The 18,042-nt window shown below is 40.4% G+C and carries 17 protein-coding genes and 1 pseudogene; 12 read left to right on the top strand and 6 right to left on the bottom strand.

Annotated elements, in window-relative coordinates:
* Positions 1–235 precede the first annotated feature (235 nt).
* Entirely contained in the window at positions 236–856 is a 621-nt protein-coding gene (locus tag RS130_RS07035) for a substrate-binding domain-containing protein (RefSeq protein ID WP_316025361.1), read from the bottom strand.
* 233 nt (positions 857–1,089) lie between these two features.
* On the opposite strand from RS130_RS07035, the gene RS130_RS07030 reads away from it, so the two are divergent.
* The gene (locus RS130_RS07030) at positions 1,090–1,944 is read left to right on the top strand and encodes a GGDEF domain-containing protein (protein WP_316025360.1); all 855 of its coding nucleotides are present in this window, start codon (positions 1,090–1,092) and stop codon (positions 1,942–1,944) included.
* 80 nt (positions 1,945–2,024) lie between these two features.
* Here the strand turns inward: RS130_RS07030 and RS130_RS07025 are convergent, their stop codons facing one another.
* Positions 2,025–2,576 (bottom strand): TetR/AcrR family transcriptional regulator, encoded by a 552-nt coding sequence (locus tag RS130_RS07025; RefSeq protein WP_316025359.1) that lies wholly within the window; start codon positions 2,574–2,576, stop codon positions 2,025–2,027.
* A gap of 143 nt (positions 2,577–2,719) precedes the next feature.
* Here RS130_RS07025 and RS130_RS07020 point away from each other — a divergent pair, with 143 nt between their 5' ends.
* Together RS130_RS07020 and RS130_RS07015 are read left to right on the top strand one after the other, a co-directional pair.
* Positions 2,720–3,154: a VOC family protein gene (locus RS130_RS07020; protein ID WP_316025358.1), complete on the top strand. Its 435-nt coding sequence runs from the start codon at positions 2,720–2,722 to the stop codon at positions 3,152–3,154.
* 14 nt (positions 3,155–3,168) lie between these two features.
* On the top strand, positions 3,169–4,113 hold the full coding sequence (locus RS130_RS07015) for a pyridoxamine 5'-phosphate oxidase family protein (RefSeq protein WP_316025357.1): 945 nt from the start codon (positions 3,169–3,171) through the stop codon (positions 4,111–4,113).
* A gap of 139 nt (positions 4,114–4,252) precedes the next feature.
* On the opposite strand, the gene RS130_RS07010 is transcribed toward RS130_RS07015, so the two are convergent.
* The 3 genes and pseudogenes from RS130_RS07010 to pdsR all read right to left on the bottom strand — a co-directional run bounded on the left by RS130_RS07010 (position 4,253) and on the right by pdsR (position 7,643).
* Positions 4,253–4,666 carry a CBS domain-containing protein gene (locus RS130_RS07010; protein ID WP_316025356.1) on the bottom strand — a complete coding sequence of 138 codons (414 nt, stop codon included), beginning with the start codon at positions 4,664–4,666 and terminating at the stop codon, positions 4,253–4,255.
* A gap of 76 nt (positions 4,667–4,742) precedes the next feature.
* A pseudogene (pdsS, locus tag RS130_RS07005) lies at positions 4,743–6,899 on the bottom strand (proteobacterial dedicated sortase system histidine kinase).
* Positions 6,900–6,947: 48 nt separating this feature from the next.
* Complete coding sequence (pdsR, locus tag RS130_RS07000) at positions 6,948–7,643, bottom strand: proteobacterial dedicated sortase system response regulator (RefSeq protein ID WP_316025355.1); 696 nt, start codon at positions 7,641–7,643, stop codon at positions 6,948–6,950.
* Between the two features lie 199 nt (positions 7,644–7,842).
* Between pdsR and pdsO the strand changes: the two genes are divergently transcribed.
* From pdsO to trmB, 9 genes are all read left to right on the top strand, one after another.
* On the top strand, positions 7,843–8,562 hold the full coding sequence (gene pdsO, locus RS130_RS06995) for a sortase-associated OmpA-like protein PdsO (RefSeq protein WP_316025354.1): 720 nt from the start codon (positions 7,843–7,845) through the stop codon (positions 8,560–8,562).
* Positions 8,563–8,597: 35 nt separating this feature from the next.
* Entirely contained in the window at positions 8,598–10,814 is a 2,217-nt protein-coding gene (locus RS130_RS06990; protein ID WP_316025353.1) for a marine proteobacterial sortase target protein, read from the top strand.
* 8 nt (positions 10,815–10,822) lie between these two features.
* Positions 10,823–11,398: a class GN sortase gene (locus RS130_RS06985; RefSeq protein ID WP_316027993.1), complete on the top strand. Its 576-nt coding sequence runs from the start codon at positions 10,823–10,825 to the stop codon at positions 11,396–11,398.
* 186 nt (positions 11,399–11,584) lie between these two features.
* The gene (locus RS130_RS06980; RefSeq protein ID WP_316025352.1) at positions 11,585–12,007 is read left to right on the top strand and encodes a hypothetical protein; all 423 of its coding nucleotides are present in this window, start codon (positions 11,585–11,587) and stop codon (positions 12,005–12,007) included.
* A 403-nt stretch (positions 12,008–12,410) separates the two neighbouring features.
* Positions 12,411–13,391, top strand: coding sequence for a metallophosphoesterase (locus RS130_RS06975; protein ID WP_316025351.1), 981 nt, complete (start codon positions 12,411–12,413; stop codon positions 13,389–13,391).
* Positions 13,373–14,101, top strand: a complete 729-nt coding sequence (locus RS130_RS06970; protein ID WP_316025350.1) for a metallophosphoesterase family protein — start codon at positions 13,373–13,375, stop codon at positions 14,099–14,101. The genes RS130_RS06975 and RS130_RS06970 overlap by 19 nt, the downstream gene beginning before the upstream one ends.
* 394 nt (positions 14,102–14,495) lie before the next feature.
* Entirely contained in the window at positions 14,496–15,461 is a 966-nt protein-coding gene (locus RS130_RS06965) for an ABC transporter ATP-binding protein (RefSeq protein ID WP_316025349.1), read from the top strand.
* Positions 15,454–16,224 carry an ABC transporter permease gene (locus RS130_RS06960; protein WP_316025348.1) on the top strand — a complete coding sequence of 257 codons (771 nt, stop codon included), beginning with the start codon at positions 15,454–15,456 and terminating at the stop codon, positions 16,222–16,224. Before RS130_RS06965 ends, RS130_RS06960 begins: the two co-directional genes overlap by 8 nt.
* A 250-nt stretch (positions 16,225–16,474) precedes the next feature.
* A complete protein-coding gene (gene trmB / locus RS130_RS06955) occupies positions 16,475–17,137 on the top strand; it encodes a tRNA (guanine(46)-N(7))-methyltransferase TrmB (protein ID WP_316025347.1) in 663 nt (220 codons plus the stop codon).
* A 6-nt stretch (positions 17,138–17,143) separates the two neighbouring features.
* Here trmB and RS130_RS06950 read toward each other — a convergent pair whose 3' ends face one another.
* Positions 17,144–17,854 (bottom strand): EAL domain-containing protein, encoded by a 711-nt coding sequence (locus RS130_RS06950; RefSeq protein WP_316025346.1) that lies wholly within the window; start codon positions 17,852–17,854, stop codon positions 17,144–17,146.
* Positions 17,855–18,042: the final 188 nt, after the last annotated feature.

Raw genomic sequence — 18,042 nt, 5'->3', positions numbered from 1 at the left:
AAGGAGGCCAACAACTAAGCCCGAAGCTATTAAGGTAGAGATCCCAGACTTGGTTTTGAAGGAGCAACATTTTTGCCATATGCACGTAACGTACGACGATAACTCTGCGAGAACTCTTTATTCTCGGGTGTTGTTTAATCAACTTACCAAGCAATGGACGGTAGATGGTATGCACCTAGCGGTACGCGTTATCGTCAAATAATAAATTACTGCTCTTGTGCTTTGTCAACAATGCTTACAATACGCCATGCAATAGCTTTCTCAGTTTTTTAAAAACCTCTAGGTTACTATGTCGCTGATGTTGCAGAATATCTACATTCGCTAGCCATCCCATATTTTCAAATTCAATCGGGAGTTTTACCAGTTGCCTATCTTGCTCGGCTTCGATAGCCACATGATTTGGAAGTAAACACCAGCCATGCCCCTGTATTGCCAGTTGAAGTAGAACGTAATAGTTATCGGCATACCAAATATCGGGACTGATTTTTAGTTGGAAACTACTTGTTTGTGTATTGCGAGAACGAATAAGCAATTGCCTATGTAGGCGTAACTCATCACTATTTTTACACACCTGACTAGCTAGCGGATGTGTTCCTGCTACGTATAAATCAAATTTCACTGAGCCAATGCAATCGAAATCTAAGTAGCCAGAAATATTAAGTTCACTAAAAATAATACCCGTTAATGGCTTATCACTATTGAGCATATCGATTATGTCAAGGCTTGAAGCACTTAGAAACTCTAGAGATATGTTGGGGTACTCGGCTTGAATATCTGATACCGCATTGGTTATTATTTTAAGCGGGATCCCTTCATCAAGGGCAATAGTGATCTCGTTTGGTGTTGGGTCATTCAATGCTAATGCCGCATTAATTAATCGGTATGGTAAAGTCGTCAGCGTAGAGGGAAAGCTCCCTCCCTTGTTTACCAAGCTCTTTGTGCAAAAGATCAAGCATGGAGTAACCATTTCCTTGATAGTAGTACTTGATTAAAACTTGGCTAACCTTAAAATTGGTTTGGGTAAGCATTTGATATTATTCTATTATATAGTTTGTTTAACACCATCACCTCCAGCTATAGTAAAGACAATTGATTGCGTTGGTATATTTGCTAGATAAGTTCTATCGATATGAGCTAAATCAGTTTCATTCTAATAATTTAGTAATAGGTAGCATGATAAAATTAATATTTACAGGAAAGGAAGTTCCCTACCAAGTACGTGAACGCTATCGATGGTTAATTGTTCTTACAATTACCGGGATTACTATTATGTCCTCGTTGCTAATTACCTACTTAGTTCTCATTCTTACTAATAATCCCTTACTACCTATTGTTTTTATTATTGCTGCACTAGTTCCGGCCATTATCTCTCCAATTACAACATGGGCTATCAGCGGGCTAATTGTCAAAACACAAAAACTTGAAGAAGCCTATCGACAAATTGCTTGTTATGATTATCTAACAGGCTTGTTAACAAGAAGAGCGTTTATTGAACAAGGTGAAGGCCTACTTCAACAATGCGTGCGAAAAAATAGATCCTTAAGCTTAGCATTTTTAGATCTGGATAAATTTAAACGAGTAAATGATGTCTATGGGCACGCTGGAGGAGATAAAGTTCTAGAAACATTTGCTCAATTAATGAAAGATGCAATACGTTCAAGTGATATAGTAGGGCGTTTAGGTGGTGAGGAGTTTGCAATTCTATTGCCAGACACTAACTTAGAATATGCAGAAGGCGTATTAGAGAAAATAAAACAAAAACTTGTTCAGACCCAAATAGCCTACTTGGAACACACAATAACAATTACCGTAAGCATTGGTTTAACTGACATACAAAATAGAATAGATATTCACTTTTCGGATTTATTACAACAAGCTGACAATGCATTATATAAAGCCAAAGAAAGTGGTCGCAATCGCATTGTTACCTCTGAGGAAAAATAGTTCCACTGTAATCCCAACAAAGACAGAGACAACAAAAAGCCGTTTTATGCAACTCTAAATAGACAACTTATCCGAAGTGATCACTCACTGTGATTTTTATCAATAAAGCTAGACGCCATACCTTTAGCCATTATTGCCGAGTCCTTCATCCCCCTAGTGTGAGCAAGTACTATTGCCCCTTCTACCAATAAACCGATTTGTTCAGCTTGATGCTTACCTTTGTCCGCTAGTTGACTTTGAATCAGTGCGACTATGGCTTGTTTATGCTGAGCTGAAAATATATGAATAGGATCAAGTGCACTGGTGAATTCAGCGCAGGCGTTGATAAAGTTACAACCGAAGAATTGGCTGCTATTGAACCACTCGTTTAAGGCATCAAATATTGCCAGCACACCACAATCCCCTACTCGATTTGCGGCTTCGATTTTAGCATTTATCATGTGTAACACTTGTTCATGCCTTTGTTCCAGTGCCGCTAAAATTAACTCATCCTTACTTCGAAAGTGTTTGTAAAGTGTAGCCTTCGACACTTTAGCTTGGGCCAATATTAAATCAATTCCGGTAGCATGATATCCATGCTGATTGAATAGCACTAGTGCGGTATCTACTAAATGTTGTTTTCTTGGCTGCAAGTGTTTTTCCTTTATTTTTCAATTAGCACTAAATTATAAACATTTTAATCTTGACGTAAACAGTTCTGTTCACCTATAGTAGTGAACAGATTTGTTCACCCCAGTAAAACTACGTCATAAAATTTAAACAGAGGTTATTCAATATGTGCAATAAAAACGTTTCAGCCAGTACTGATAGCAAAACTTTAACGACATCAGGTATTCATCATTTAGGTCTCAATGTGCCAAACATTAAACAAACAGCCGCTTTTTTTATTGAGCAATTACACTTTAGCCAAGTAGGTGAAAAGCCAGATTATCCTGCCATTTTTGTTTCTGATGGCACTGTCATGTTAACGCTATGGCAAGTCAAAGACGTTGCAAACATGGTATCTTTTGACCGTACACAGAATGTAGGATTGCATCATTTCGCCCTAAAGGTAGATGGCGTTGCAGCTCTCAATAAACTCCACGAACAGTTCTGTTCGCTAGATAACGTTGAAATTGAATTTGCCCCAGAGCCATTAGGTGACTTACCAATCCAACATATGATGTGCTTAATTCCCGGCGGGATTAGACTTGAATTGATCAGCGCTTAAACGGTTTATATTACATGGACAATGATTGGCAAACTAGCTGGCACGAAGGTGAACTCTCCATTCAAAATAAGGCGGGAACGGCTGAACGTATGGCTGAAATTGGTCCTAAATTTATTCGTAAATTTATGCCCCAACAGCACAGAGATTTTTTTCTTGGTTTATCTATGATTTATATAGGTTATCACGATTATAACGAATCTGTTAATGCCAGCATTCTATTTGGTGCGCCAGGTTTTATTCAGTCGCCTAACGAAACCGAACTACTGATCAACGCCCAATACTCACTGGGCGATTTTGTCATAGAACAGTTAACGGTGGGGGATAGAATCGGATTGCTCGGTATCGAATTTGCGACTAAAAGACGTAACCGAGTGAACGCCTTAATCATTGAGGTTAATCAAAAGACAATCCGCTTAAAAGTACTACAAAGTTTTGGTAATTGCCCTAAATATATCCAAACAAAGACCTTTACGCGCAATCGTCATTATGGTGAGTTTACCAGCACCACTAGCAAGCAACTGCAACAAGCTGACAAACACTTCATTTTAAATGCAGATACTTTTTTTATTGCCAGTTATTTTAGTGATAGTCAACAACACAGCAATCGTGGTGCAGATATATCTCATCGCGGCGGTTTGGCTGGATTTGTGTCCATTTCTGAGACTAACGAACTATGGGTAGACGATTACCTAGGGAATGGTTTTTTTAACACCTTAGGCAATTTAACCATTAATCCAATTGCCAGTTTGCTGTTTTGCGACTGGCGCACGGGTCATGTGCTGCGTTTAACAGTTTCAAGTGAAATCCTATGGCATACGGCAGACCAGCAAGACAACCATACTGACAATACTGAAAAAGACTCAGATAATAATAATCCTCAACGCTCGCTTTGTTTTAAACCACTAAAAATAGAGCGATTCGACAACGCACTAGCATTTAAGCAAATTGCTGATGCATAAAATGGTTAGGTTAAAGTGAGCGTTAAAAATGACCGCGAGGCCTAACCAAACGTTATGCTCCAGCACCAAATCCTCTACAACTAATACGCCCTTGTATTCTAACTAATGCCTTCAATTGGCTGTGATTAGTTTATATTAGTTAAGCCTTCTCACTCAGCTTTTTGTCTAACATGCGCAAAAGGTGCCTACGGGTAATCACGCCTATTACTTTATTGTCGTCATCAACGACTGGGTAACTTTTTGGTTTAGCAGTGAGCATTTGCTCAGCTATAGACAAAACATCTTGATTCAAATTAACCGTCATCACTTCTGTTTGCATGACATCTTGAACGGTCGCCACACGAGTATTGTGATAAACCACTTGTAACGTCACTTGTAAACATTCTTGTTCAGAGATCCAACCTAACAATTTGCCGCTATCGTCCACAACAGGGCCGCCTAGTAGTGCTTTTTTAATTAAACTGGCCGAAGCCTCCGCTACCATCATGTCTGGTTTAATTCTGGCAAAATCTTTGGTCATACATTCTGCAACACTAGCGTTAGCCGAAATCATATTTTTTCCTTTAAGGCAGTTACCGACAGTCTCTAGTGTCTCTGTGTTTAGTTTGCGGCGATAGTGGCAAAATTACTTATATATTTTTGAAATTTAGACTCACAACCACCCCAGAGTTATCTTTAAGATTATCTATTCTTATACTCCCACGGTGGAATTGGGCGATAATTTTAGCTATGTATAAACCTAACCCTAGATGAGGTTGTTCGTTATTTTTCTGTTTACGTACCGAAACCATAGAGTCTAATAATTGCAATTGCATGTCTTCTGGCAATAAACTACCTTGATTTGCCACGGTTAAAATAAGATCTTTGTCGTTATTAAGCAGCTGTAATGTAATGCTTGAGTCTACTTCACTAAATTCCACGGCATTGGCAATGATTTTATCTAACATTTGGCCAAACAGTTCTGGCGAGCCATTAAGCTCTGAGTTTGCGACAGACACATGAATATCAAAATGACGTTTTTTGTAGGCAAGTCGATAGCCAGCAACACAACCTCTCAGTAACTCCTCTACATCAAAAACCTCTAACTCACTGCTTTGCATCGCTTGTTCTAATCGTGTTGCTTCACTCATATTTGTCAGAATACGGCTTAAGCGAGTGATCCCTTGTTTTGCTCTAGCCACATACTGCTTGCTATCTTCACTCTGCTCTTCTAACGATAGGTTATCTAAAGACGAATTCACTATGGCAACGGGGTGCGTAGCTCATGAGACAAACGAGAAGACATATTCTCTAAATAGGTATTGTATTGACCCAAACGACTTAACACGTTTGCAAAGCTGCGAGATAAATCACCAATTTCATCACGCGTATTTGAAGGAGTAATAGGGCCAACGATCTTACCATTATGATCGATAGCACTCTCTGTGGCATTTCTTAGCTGGCGTATACGCCAAGATATACGAGAAGCAATTAGAAATAACGCCAAGGTACTGATTAATATGACCAACAGAATGTAATGGAACTGCCGTTCTAGCGCTTTGTTTCTCAGAGTTCGAATACCATTAGTGGTCTGTTCCACCACTACAGCTCCCATGACATTGTCGTCGATATAAATCGGATGAGCGGCAGACATGATCACCGCTTTACTATCAGGACTTAAGCGCCATAATGAGCTAGGTGTGCCATCTAGAGCATGCTGGATATCTTGCCCTTCTAACGCATATGCATCTCGTAAATCATCGACAAATTGAGCTGGAGGTTTAGTTAATACTTGATAATAAAGGGGGAGCAACCAATGACTTTCAATGTAATCCCACCAGCCTTTTTTAACTGCCTGACTAATATCACTATTTACTCCTGTCGAGCGTTGAATATTACCAGAGCGGGCTAATACTCGCATATGCCTATCAACCACCCAAACTCTAGCATTAGAGTATTTTAGACCTTTAAGGATTTTCTCTATTTCGGGGGACGGAACTAAGACCGTACCCAAGGAATCGACTTTAGCGGGATTAGCTGTGCCCATTATATATTCAGGTTCCCGCGTGTCAGGATTGTCTACGTCAACGATGGCAAAGGCAATTTTGCTAGACATCATTGCAATAGGAAAACGCAGCTCTAGTTGATATCCGGTTTGGGTATTACGCCATTGACCTTGAATTCGGGTTTCAAGTTTAAGAGGGTGAATCGATTCAAGCTGATTGTCGAGCAAATAGGCATTGACCCAGCCTTGAGTTTTAGGTGCCACCACATAGCGCTGGAACTCACCTTGCTCGTCTGTCATTGCAATTTGCAAATAATCATTCTTATCGATTCTTAAGCTATTTTGTGGACGCAACAATACCCTATCATCGGTCACATCAAACATGGCATATAAATATTTTCCGTATTGCCCCACCATATGCGTAAAATGCAAACTTTCAGGGCGATAAGTCGTGACTTGATCAAATAGATGCTGACCTGCGTATTCCATCGCTAAATGTTGATAATCCAGCCAATCATCAAATTTACCGTCCAGTTGAATAGGATGTGAAATCTTATAGGCGTATAGGTCTGTGCCTTAGTGTTACATCGGTCAAGTACGAAGACTGACTATCAAAAAGCGCGGGTCTCTCGTGCAAAGCTGTGGCTACCGCTCTAGCGGTCCCCACCATAGTTTGTTCTTGACCAATACGTAAATAAGCTTCCATTTCCCATACGTATTGATAGCCCAGCCAAGGTATGGCGAACAAAAACGATGAGAAAAACAATAACTTCAGGCGTATACCAAAACGAATCCGGCCCATTTCAGAATACCTGTTCTACACGTTTATGGGACAATGTAATCAACACTATCATTTGTTACTTTTCCACCGATAACCCATACCGTATACCGTTTCGACACGGTCAAATTGTGGATCAAACTTCATAAATTTTTTGCGGATCCGTTTTATGTGAGATGTGATAGTGGTGTCATCGACGACCATTTTTGACTCATCCATCAATTGTTGGCGACTTTTCACATGCCCCGAAAATTTAGCGATTGCATGCAGCATCCAAAACTCAGTGACGGTTAATTCTATAGGTTGTCCCTGCCAACTGACTGTCATACGCTTACTGTCCATGATCAAATCACCGGCGTGAACTAGATCAGTTTCATTTTGCGGCGAACCTAATAGGGCGGTACGTCTGAACAATGCAGCAATACGAGCTAATAGGTGGGGCAGACTGATATCTTTTGTTAGGTAATCGTCTGCTCCCATGCGTAAGCCGCAAATCGTGTCGTAGTCATTATCCCGCGCCGTAAAAAATATAATCGGCAGGGTCTTAGATAAACTGCGTAACTGCTGACAGACAGAAAAACCGCCATCAATTTCGTCTTCTAGGCCAATATCAATAATAGCCAAATCTGGCAGCCGTTGGGCAAACGCCAATTCGGCGCTTGCGCGATTGGCATAGGGCATCACTTCGTAGCCTTGCTTGGTTAAGGCTGCAATGTAGTTTTCTCTTAAGGCTTGGTCATCTTCAACCAAAGCAATACGTTTTGACATGGATAAACTTAATTTGCTGACGTTATACTGGCACTATATCGTAAAACTTTATTTTGCGTTGCCCTTGATTGTCTATCTCAGAAAATTTCCATTTTTTCGCCACATTTGATCGCCACATTGCCATTTTTCCTCCCTGAATCAGTCATTAATTCTTTGTTTACTAGAAAGGAATTAATCAACCACCTGTTTGGAGAAAAACATGAAACAATCTATTACTAAAATCACCGCAACCTTAGCGTTAACCTGTCTTTTGTCTGCGCCAAGCTTGGCCGATGAACTGAAACAAAAACAATCCAAAAATGAACTAATTGGCTTTGGCTCTGGTGCGGTAGTCGGCACACTGATAGCAGGTCCACTAGGAGGAATGGTGACAGGACTAATTGGCTTACTCATAGCTGAAGACGTAAATTCTGATGAAGAATTAAAACTGGCACAAAGTTCACTAAGTGAAAAAAACCAAACCATACTCGCCATGCAGAGTGAATTCGAACAAGCGAAACAAGTTGCCATGGTACAAATTGCCTCTTTAAATCAAGCTTTAGAAAAACAAAGTCCTCAAATAGAAAGCCTCATTCAATTCAAAACGGCATCTCATGTTCTAGAAAAACACTACACTTCACAACTCGATTCAGTTGCCCAAACACTGCTGAATGATCCACAGCTAACCGTCAGATTGTCGGGCTTTGCAGACCAAAGAGGTGACGATGATTTGAACCAAGCCTTATCTGAGCAAAGAACCATATCTGTTAGAGACTATTTAATAAATAAAGGAGTAAATAAAGAGCAAGTGCTTACAAACTCATATGGAGAATCTAGCTTAGTGAGCACTGGAAGCAATTTTGAAGACGACTTTTTTGATCGTCGAGTTCATTTGAAAGTGACGGATAAACACACCGCCATAGCTGCTGCGAACCAATAGGCAATCAACGTTCATTTATTACGGAAACAGCAAATATGAATTCAATACCAAAGACTGCAATTGTTGCGCTTATGGTTATTGGTATTGGGGCATTGCAACTTGCAATGCCTCGCTTAACCGATGGCCCAAACACCTTTGAAAAAGCTGTGACGGACAGCCCCGCACCGTTGCTGAAAAACATGTCGGTATCTCCAATGACTGAAACCACGAGAGGCACTTTGTATTTGTCTACTATTAGCAAAGAATCCTCAGAGGCTTCAACACAAACCTATGTTAGTCCGCTGCTTAGAACCGATGTAGACATAAAAGTAACGGGAATCGTAGCTCGAACTAGATTAACTCAAACTTTTAAGAATGCGGGTAATGCTTGGGCTAATGCAGAATATTTATTCCCTTTACCTGAAAATGCTGCTGTAGACCATCTCCTCATTACAGTTGGAAAGCGCAAAATTGAAGGCCAAATAAAAGAAAAGTCACAGGCAAAAGCAATCTATTTAGCGGCTCAGAAACAGGGTAAGAAAGCGAGTTTGGTGGAGCAACATCGACCCAATATTTTTTCCAATTCCATTGCTAACATCGCGCTAGGTGAAACTATAAAAGTCAGTATTGAGTATCAACAAAAATTAGCCATCGATAATCAACTCTATAGTTTGCGATTCCCCATGGCGATCTCGCCGAGATATTCGCCAGAAAGCAATCAAGCTGACATAACCCTAGAAGATCTAAGCACCAAAGATAGCGTTTCCAATCATTCTCACGAGGACATGAATATAACCGTCAATTTGCACTCCGGTTTCGAAATCCAAGATCTAGATAGTGAATTTCATCCAATTCAACACAAGCAACGACCAGATGGTAGTCATCATATTCAACTTCTCGAGAATGGTATTACCGACAGAGACTTTGTACTCACTTGGCAAGCCGAGCTTGGGGCCACACCCACTATCAGTCATTTTAATCAAAATGTCGGTGGGCATGAATATGGCCTTCTAATGGTATTTCCACCAAAAGACTCTCCTGCTGCAAGTAAGGAGGACGTGCAAGCAAGAGAAGTCATATTTGTTTTAGACACGTCTGGCTCAATGGAAGGAGACTCTATTGTGCAAGCTAAACAAGCACTCATCTTGGCTATCAATAGGCTTACCCCGCAAGACACCTTTAATCTCATTGAATTTAACAACCAAGCGCAAAACTTGTGGAGTCTATCAAAAGCGGCTTCATCAGCAAATAAAAAGCAAGCTATTCGCTTTGTTTCTAGATTAGAGGCAAATGGAGGCACAGAAATGATGAAGGCTTTTGACTTAGCCTTTTCATTGCAAGAACCGTTAACACCTACCCCAACCGCAAATACACAGGTGGCTTATAATGAAGACACTATCAAATTGCGCCAAATTCTTTTTATAACAGATGGCAGCGTGTCGAATGAAGAGTCTTTAATGCAAAAAATATCAGCAGAACTAGGTGCCTCCAGGTTGTTTACCGTAGGAATAGGTAACGCACCCAATAGCTATTTCATGACAGAGGCCGCAAAAATGGGTAAAGGCACCTTTACTTACATTGGCTCGACTGAGCAGGTACAAGAAAAAATGCAAACACTACTGACAAAACTCGAGCAACCTGCTTTGACAGATATCGAGCTAGAGTTTGCCTCGATGAATGCTGTACATGGTCAATCTATAGAACTCTATCCAAATATCATCGCCGACCTTTATTACGGCGAGCCGATAGTACTTAGTTATAGGCTTACTCAATCAAAGGAACCTCTAGCAAAATTGGCCAACCACCCAATGATGATTAGGGCAAGATTCAAAAACCAAGCGTGGGAGATGGCGCTAAAGCTAACAGCCACAAGCCAACAAAGTGGGTTAAATGTACTCTGGGCTAGAGAAAAAATATCGCAACTGACCCGGGATAAACGCCGGGCCGAGATGACTCAAAAAGCAGCAACAATCCAACAAGAGTTCAAAGATCAAATTATCCAAACCGCGCTAAATCATCACTTGGTTAGTCAATACACTAGTTTGGTAGCGGTAGACTTGACGCCCACTCAACCATTACTTGAACCAGAAAATAATGAGATTGCACAAAACATGCGTGCTGTGCGTCACGCTACCACACAACGAAAAATGTTAGGAAGTCTGCCCCAAACAGCTACGAACGGGCAACTCAGCATAATAATAGGTTTAATTTTAGTGGGACTAGCAATATGTATGCGCTTACTTACAAAAAGAAAAATAGATTTTTGCAACTAATAAGTTTCATGTATCGGCATAAATGGGGCACGTTAATACTCGCCTTAGGAATTTATATGTTTTCAAATGGGATTTACATATTTGCAAAAGCAGAATTCGCTCAATATCTAATTGCTAATGCATGGAATAAAACGCTTACCAGCAACCAACAACAGCCGCCTTGGCCATGGGCAGACACTTATCCCGTTGCGGAATTACAAATTAACGACGACAAGTGGTTTGTTCTAGCCGGCGCTAGCGGTCGAAATTTAGCTTTTGCCCCCACACACGTAAGCTCGACTCCGCTGCCCGGGCAAGTGGGTAATAGCGTGATAGTGGGGCATAGAGACACTCAGTTTAATCAACTTAAAAACGTACAACTAGGAGATACCATAGAAGTCAAAACAACAACAGGTCGGCAGCAATTTACAGTCAAGAGCTTACGTATCGCAGAGCAGTCTCAAGTGGAGTTTATGCATAGCGCTAATGGACTAGATAATTATACAATCGACCACCCTCAGCTAACATTAATTACCTGTTATCCATTTGACAGTGTGCTACCTAATCCCACTCACAGATACATTGTGCGGGCAGCTGCGATATGACATACAGCAATGTCACTGTCATCAAAAGCAGACGATTTTAGGCTTCATTTAATTTATCTGTGGTAGTGCTTTAACTGGCGTCCACTCTAAACCTATGACACATAAGGGTTATAGTATCGTGGTATATAAATTGCTTAACAAGGGTTATCTAAGCCTATATCCGCAATTATTAATTAAGGAATTAAAATGAAATTATTAACTAATCCAGCTGCAATCGCTTTAGCAACGTTAACATTAGCGTTAACTGCATGCTCGGAAGATCCATCTACGAAAGCAAAAACATCAGAACAACAAGTGAAAGAGGCGGCAGTTAACGCTAAAGACACTATGGCTAATTCTTATGACAAGGTGAAAGAAGAAGCCTCAGATCTAGCTGACAGTACAGCTGAATTGACCGAGGAAGCTAAGCAAAAAGCAGCCGAGGCCTATGAAAATGCTAAGGAAAGCGCTAGTGAAACCTATGAAGATGCCAAAGAAACAGTCAGTGAGACCTACGATGCCAGCAAAGAAAAAGCTGCTGAACTAAAAGATGATGCCGCTGAAAAATTAAAAGAAGCCTGTATTGCGACGAAAAAGAAAATGAACGGCAACCCTGAAGAGTGTGAATAATAAGCTTCTAACTCTAGTCGGCTTTTTATAACAAACTGGCTTTATGCAAAAGTTGCCTTCAATGAAGGGGGCTTTTCGACAAGCACAAAATACGTGTTAAGTTTAAAGTGTATGCAAAAACAGACAAAGGGCCTAGCGCCCTTTTTTGTTATTTACCGCACAGGTCCCTTATTATTCGTCCAAAGATTAGCCTCGCAGCTAAGGCAAGATTCAGCATAAATTGTCGTAAATTCGAATAGAAACTAAGCACTTGACTGATGACAGTAGACTGACTTTTAACTATCACGAAATAGTCATATATCTGCCATGAGTTCCTCCTATCCTTGCACCGCTTCTTCGTTAAATAGAACCAATCCAGTGGATTAAGCTATTTTTAAACTCCAATGCAAAGGATATTTAGTATATGAAATCTAACCCTAGGTTACCGCTTCTAGCAAATACAGTGTTGGCGGTAAGTATATTCTCACTTGTGGGCTGCAATAGTAATAACGACGCTAACGAAAGTGTCGAGCCAACGTCTCATATTGATTTTAAAGTTTTACCTTATGTTCAAAACCCCTCTTCTACGGCTATTACCATCAATTGGTTGAGTAAATCTGAGCAACCGGGCACTGTCACGATTGAAGGAATAGGTTCATTCGTATCCGAGGTAAAACTTACAGACAGGTTAACCTATGGTGCTTCTGAAATAGACTATATTCATGGAGAAACTAATTTTGGTGCAATCCATCCAGATGTAGCTGCGGGCGAAGCGCCTGCCGTTAGTTACAAGCATTACACTCGGATCACCGGGCTTGAGGCAAATACCACTTACGAATATACAGTCGTACAACCAGATTCCAGTGCCTTTACTTCATCACTCAAGACAGCTCCTAATAAAGGAAGCCGTGAAGCAGTTCGATTTATAACCATGTCTGATATGGAAACAGAGCCTGAATCAACAGATAAAACCGTGCGATGGACTGCGAGTGCGCTAGCATTAGGTGGTGAAAAACTAGGAACAGACCCTGATACCTATACCCGTCAGTATCCTGTTGACCAAACAACCGGATATAAAGAAAATCTCATTTACGCAACACAAAGAACACCTGATTTTTGGGTGATTGCTGGTGACTTAGTTGAGAAAGGGGGACGCCAATTAGATTGGGACGAATTTTGGCGGCATAGCGCAGGTGAATGGGGAACACTAGCTTCTACTACCCCCATTTTCCCCGCTTTAGGTAATCATGAAAACTACTGGCACCCAGATTCACCTATGGTTATAACGCCGACGCATCAATGTTGTCATACGATAAATGGAATACATATTGGGATCTACCTACCAATGACGCCAGCGATGAACGATATGAAAAACGATTCTACCGCGTGGACTATGGCCCAGTAACGTTAATTACACTTGATTCGTCAAACGGTAACGATGCAGATCCAAGCCAAGACACTAATTTATATATCAATGGTGAAGAATCTAGAGTACCTGATTTCAATGAAGGGAGTGAACAATGGAACTGGGCAGTACGTGAATTAGCCAATGCCCAAGCTGAAGGGCAAGTTATATTTGTTCAGTTTCACCACACAGCTTTTGGAACGGGTGTACATAGCCTTCCCTCTGGCAGCGCAGGTATAGCGAATGCTGAAGACAGCCAGTCTGGTGTGCCAATGCGCATATACCATAAACTGTTCGAACAATACGGGGTAACCGCAGTGCTTTCCGGTCACGATGAGTTACTCGAGTATGTCAATATAAATGGCGTTAGTTATTGGGATGTCGGTTTTGCAGGTGACGGCCTTAGAGGTCCAGGTTACCCACCTACAACCGAGTATGTGCCATACGATTTACTGCCTCTTGAGGCTCAACAGACTCACTGGAGTGCTCATGGTGATGAACCTGAAGTTTGGAATGGTCAACAATTAATATCAGGAGGAAAACACTACGGTTTTCTTGAAGTAGATGTGCGTCCCTCTGGTGATTACAACTATGAAGTGATCATGACGCCTCGCTACGTTTTTCCTATAACCGATGAAAACGGTAACGCAACCGGCAAGTTTGATCATCGTCAATACAGTAACGTGGTTAGAATCACCGTAGAACGCTAAATTATCATCATCCTAGGGCGGGCTGCCAGCCTGCCCTAGATTTTGAGTATAGCGCTCCTTTATTTATGATTTCAATAAACGAACTAAGTAAGTACTAGCAAACCATTATTTCCCATACTTTTGAACGACATGAGTACAAGGTAGTATCTACGTTCTCCATAGCTGCATTATACTGCTATTAACATTTACCTGAATCTCGCTACTGTTACACCAATGCTAAAGAATAATTGAAAACTTTCCCTTTATAACTTGAAAACGCTGTAACTGACACAATATATCACCCGTATACATCCTCATTTTTCATCACCTGCAAATTATGAATCTTTAACGAATAGAGTTATGTAATGGCGCATCTAGGCCCTGATCACATCAACGTAAAAAATTGGCAAAATATATGAACGCACTGAGCATAAAAAGATTAACTAAAACCTATAAAGGCGGAACCCAAGCCTTAAAAGGAATCGATTTAGAAGTAAAGCAAGGAGACTTTTTTGCCTTACTTGGCCCTAATGGCGCCGGTAAATCTACCACCATTGGAATTATCAGTTCTTTGGTAAATAAAACTCAGGGTGAGGTTAATATTTTTGAATATGACCTAGCGACTCAACCTGTGAAGGCAAAGTCTTGTATTGGGCTAGTTCCGCAAGAATTCAATTTTAATCAATTTGAACCTGTTATACAGATCATGCTCAATCAAGCTGGCTATTACGGTGTGCCAACTAGTGTTGCCAAACCAAGAGCTGAAAAATATCTAAAACAACTCGACTTGTGGGATAAACGAAACACTGCGGCCAGACAATTGTCTGGTGGTATGAAGCGTCGTTTAATGATTGCTAGAGCGTTAATGCATGAGCCTAGAATGCTTATTCTTGACGAGCCAACAGCCGGCGTAGATATTGAAATCAGACGTTCAATGTGGGGATTTTTGCAAGAGCTAAATGAACAAGGGGTGACCATTATTCTCACCACTCATTATTTAGAGGAAGCGGAAATGCTATGTAAAAACATCGCCATAATTGATCAAGGCACTATTGTGCAAAATACAAGTATGAAGTCACTCTTAGCGACCTTAAATGTTGAAACCTTCGTTTTAGATCTGTCTAGTGATGCAAGCTCACTTTCTTTATCTGGCATCACTAGCCGCCTACTTGATGAACGGACGTTAGAAGTGGATGTACCGAAAGAATCAGCTTTGAATACCGTGTTTCAACAATTGACCGAGCAAAACATTCAAGTGCTAAGTATGCGTAATAAGTCTAATCGACTAGAAGAGCTATTTGTCAGAATGGTTGAGTCTGGTAGAGCATCAGACACCGCGTCTGAAAATGAAAAAATAAAACCAGGAGAAAACCATGAATAGCTTAAATATGGTGGCCTTACGAACAATTTGGCGTAAAGAATGTTTCCGCTTTTTACGCATATGGATCCAAACCTTGCTACCACCAGCCATTACGATGTCTCTATATTTTGTTATTTTTGGTAATTTAATTGGTAGCAGAATTGGCGATATGGGTGGCTTTAGTTATATGGAATTTATCGTTCCTGAGCTAATCATGATGGCGGTTATAACCAACGCCTACGCTAATGTGTCCTCTTCTTTTTACAGTGCAAAATATCAGCGTAATGTTGAAGAAATGCTAGTCGCACCGGTGTCTAATTGGATAATCATCGCTGGCTTTGTTGGTGGTGGTGTGGCAAGAGGCATGTTGGTAGGCTTAATCGTTACTGTTGTGTCACTATTTTTTGTAGACATACATATTCATAATATTTTTATTATTGTACTGACCTTGCTCCTCACCGCCATCTTGTTTTCGACGGCTGGCTTAATTAACGGCATTTTGGCTAATTCTTTTGATGATGTCAGTATTGTACCTACCTTTGTATTAACCCCTTTAACTTATCTAGGCGGGGTATTTTACTCACTCAGTTTGTTACCTGAATTTTGGCAATGGGTCAGCAAGATAAACCCAATTGTGTATATGGTCAGTGGTTTTAGATATGGCTTTCTAGGTCAATCAGATATTAGCTTTTTACTGTCGCTAGGCATATTAGTTGGCTTTAATGTCCTATTACTTAGCTGGGCGTATTCTCTGATCAACCGTGGCGTTGGCATTCGTAGTTAGCCTACACTCGGGAAAATGGGTGTCGTTTCAAATTGAATTTTACAAAAAAACTCAAACACTTAAGAATATGCCCCAATTGTATTTGGGTTAAAATTTGTTAGATGACGAAATTTTTCGTGTATAGCAAGGCGCTTTTTCTAGTAATAGCGGGCTATTACTAGAAAATCCAACGCAGTTAGACGCAAGAAAGAACATTATCCAGAGGCTCGGTTTACTTCGAGCTCGGGCTCGTTAATTAAAGACACATATCATGCAAAAACAAGCACGCTCAATTAGCACCAACCAGATTGGAATTCACCCCAATTTAGAAAAAGTAGTGACTAGGCATTTAGCTAGCACTAGCCAAAAGCCGTTTTCTGAACACACTGAGATAGCCTTTAAACACACTATGGCATGGTTGGCAGGCTGGCAAGGACCGTTAATATTAGATTCGTGCTGTGGAGTAGGTGAAAGTACCGCACATATTGCAGCTAATCACCCCGAAGCAAAAGTAATAGGTGTCGATAAATCTGCACTACGTACAGACAAGCATAGCAGCTACGCCACTAGTCTAGATAATTATCTCGTGATCCGCGCTGACTTAAATGATTTTTTAAGATTGCTCATTCTTGAAAATATAACCCTATATAAACACTACTTACTTTATCCAAACCCCTATCCTAAATCGGCGCATTTACAACGTAGGTGGTATGCCAGTTCAGCCTTACCTAGCATCATAAAGTTGGGAGGAATATTAGAAGTGAGGAGTAACTGGAAACTATACATTGAAGAGTTTTCAGAAGCCTTAAATATAGCGAAAATTAACAATACAGTGAACGCATATAAAAGCGAGTCCCCTATCACGCCTTTTGAACGAAAATATTGGCTAAGTGGTCAACAAAGTTGGCAAATGTTATGTACGCTCCCTAGATAGCAAGAACTAGGGAGAAGCTTTAGGTTGACTAAAATAAAATCCTTGAGCATATCTAACCCCAAAATCTTTAACCGCCTTTAATGTACTTGCTAATTCAATATGCTCTGCAATTAACACCACTTTGTGAGTGGCAGATTGCTCAATCATAAGGCTGATCAATTTAGCACTTTCGGCATTTTGCTGGGCTTGTTCAAATAGTCGCCCTGAAACCTTAATTGCTGTTATGGGCAGGCTGAGAATGGTCAGTAAATCTATCTCATTTTGTTCAAAATGATCAATTATAATATTTACCCCTAACGCCTGACACAACTCAGCGAACTGATAGAAGTTATCTTTCGACAACAAAGCGTTCTTCGCGGTCACTTCAAATGAAATACGCTTAGGATTTGGATAAGACTGCAGTTGCGCACGTAAAAAATGATGCATGTCAACATCACTGATATCCGCTAAACTGATGTTAATATTCCAAGACATATTAATGTTTCTAAAGTAGATAGCACTGCGATTGAAAATAGTTTGCGTCAATTCTGCAACTAAGTCATGCCTTTCAACTAAATGCAAAAACTCGCAAGGTAAATATGCGTGCTCATCAAATTTCATCAACCTAGCTAAGCATTCATAACTCCAAACCGAATTTTGCTGAATGTCCATAATGGGCTGAAAGAAAGGCACTACATTGTCTAAACTAAAACTCTCGTTAACCTCGCTAACTTGCATATAACCCCTTCATTTTCGAAGCTGCGTATTTATCGACCAGATTATTTACCTCAATCAATTCACAGAAACAAGTTTTTTGGCTCTTATTTATTCGCCGTTCTTGTAAAAGTAATGACTTTAAACACAAATTGACTGACTTTGTTTCGCCGTATTTTTAGTCAAAATATAACAAAACTTTCATAATTACT

This window comes from Paraglaciecola aquimarina, assembly GCF_032464635.1.
Lineage (GTDB): Bacteria > Pseudomonadota > Gammaproteobacteria > Enterobacterales > Alteromonadaceae > Paraglaciecola > Paraglaciecola aquimarina.
This window is presented reverse-complemented; position numbering and strand designations above follow the sequence as displayed.

Coding starts and splice junctions, on each gene's coding strand:
- RS130_RS07020 (WP_316025358.1), top strand. CDS start 2,720: ATGTGCAATAAAAACGTTTCAGCCAGTACTGATAGCAAAACTTTAACG.
- RS130_RS07015 (WP_316025357.1), top strand. CDS start 3,169: ATGGACAATGATTGGCAAACTAGCTGGCACGAAGGTGAACTCTCCATT.
- RS130_RS07010 (WP_316025356.1), bottom strand. CDS start 4,666: ATGATTTCGGCTAACGCTAGTGTTGCAGAATGTATGACCAAAGATTTT.
- pdsR (WP_316025355.1), bottom strand. CDS start 7,643: ATGTCAAAACGTATTGCTTTGGTTGAAGATGACCAAGCCTTAAGAGAA.
- pdsO (WP_316025354.1), top strand. CDS start 7,843: ATGAAACAATCTATTACTAAAATCACCGCAACCTTAGCGTTAACCTGT.
- RS130_RS06990 (WP_316025353.1), top strand. CDS start 8,598: ATGAATTCAATACCAAAGACTGCAATTGTTGCGCTTATGGTTATTGGT.
- RS130_RS06985 (WP_316027993.1), top strand. CDS start 10,823: ATGTATCGGCATAAATGGGGCACGTTAATACTCGCCTTAGGAATTTAT.
- RS130_RS06980 (WP_316025352.1), top strand. CDS start 11,585: ATGAAATTATTAACTAATCCAGCTGCAATCGCTTTAGCAACGTTAACA.
- RS130_RS06975 (WP_316025351.1), top strand. CDS start 12,411: ATGAAATCTAACCCTAGGTTACCGCTTCTAGCAAATACAGTGTTGGCG.
- RS130_RS06965 (WP_316025349.1), top strand. CDS start 14,496: ATGAACGCACTGAGCATAAAAAGATTAACTAAAACCTATAAAGGCGGA.
- RS130_RS06960 (WP_316025348.1), top strand. CDS start 15,454: ATGAATAGCTTAAATATGGTGGCCTTACGAACAATTTGGCGTAAAGAA.
- trmB (WP_316025347.1), top strand. CDS start 16,475: ATGCAAAAACAAGCACGCTCAATTAGCACCAACCAGATTGGAATTCAC.
- RS130_RS06950 (WP_316025346.1), bottom strand. CDS start 17,854: ATGCAAGTTAGCGAGGTTAACGAGAGTTTTAGTTTAGACAATGTAGTG.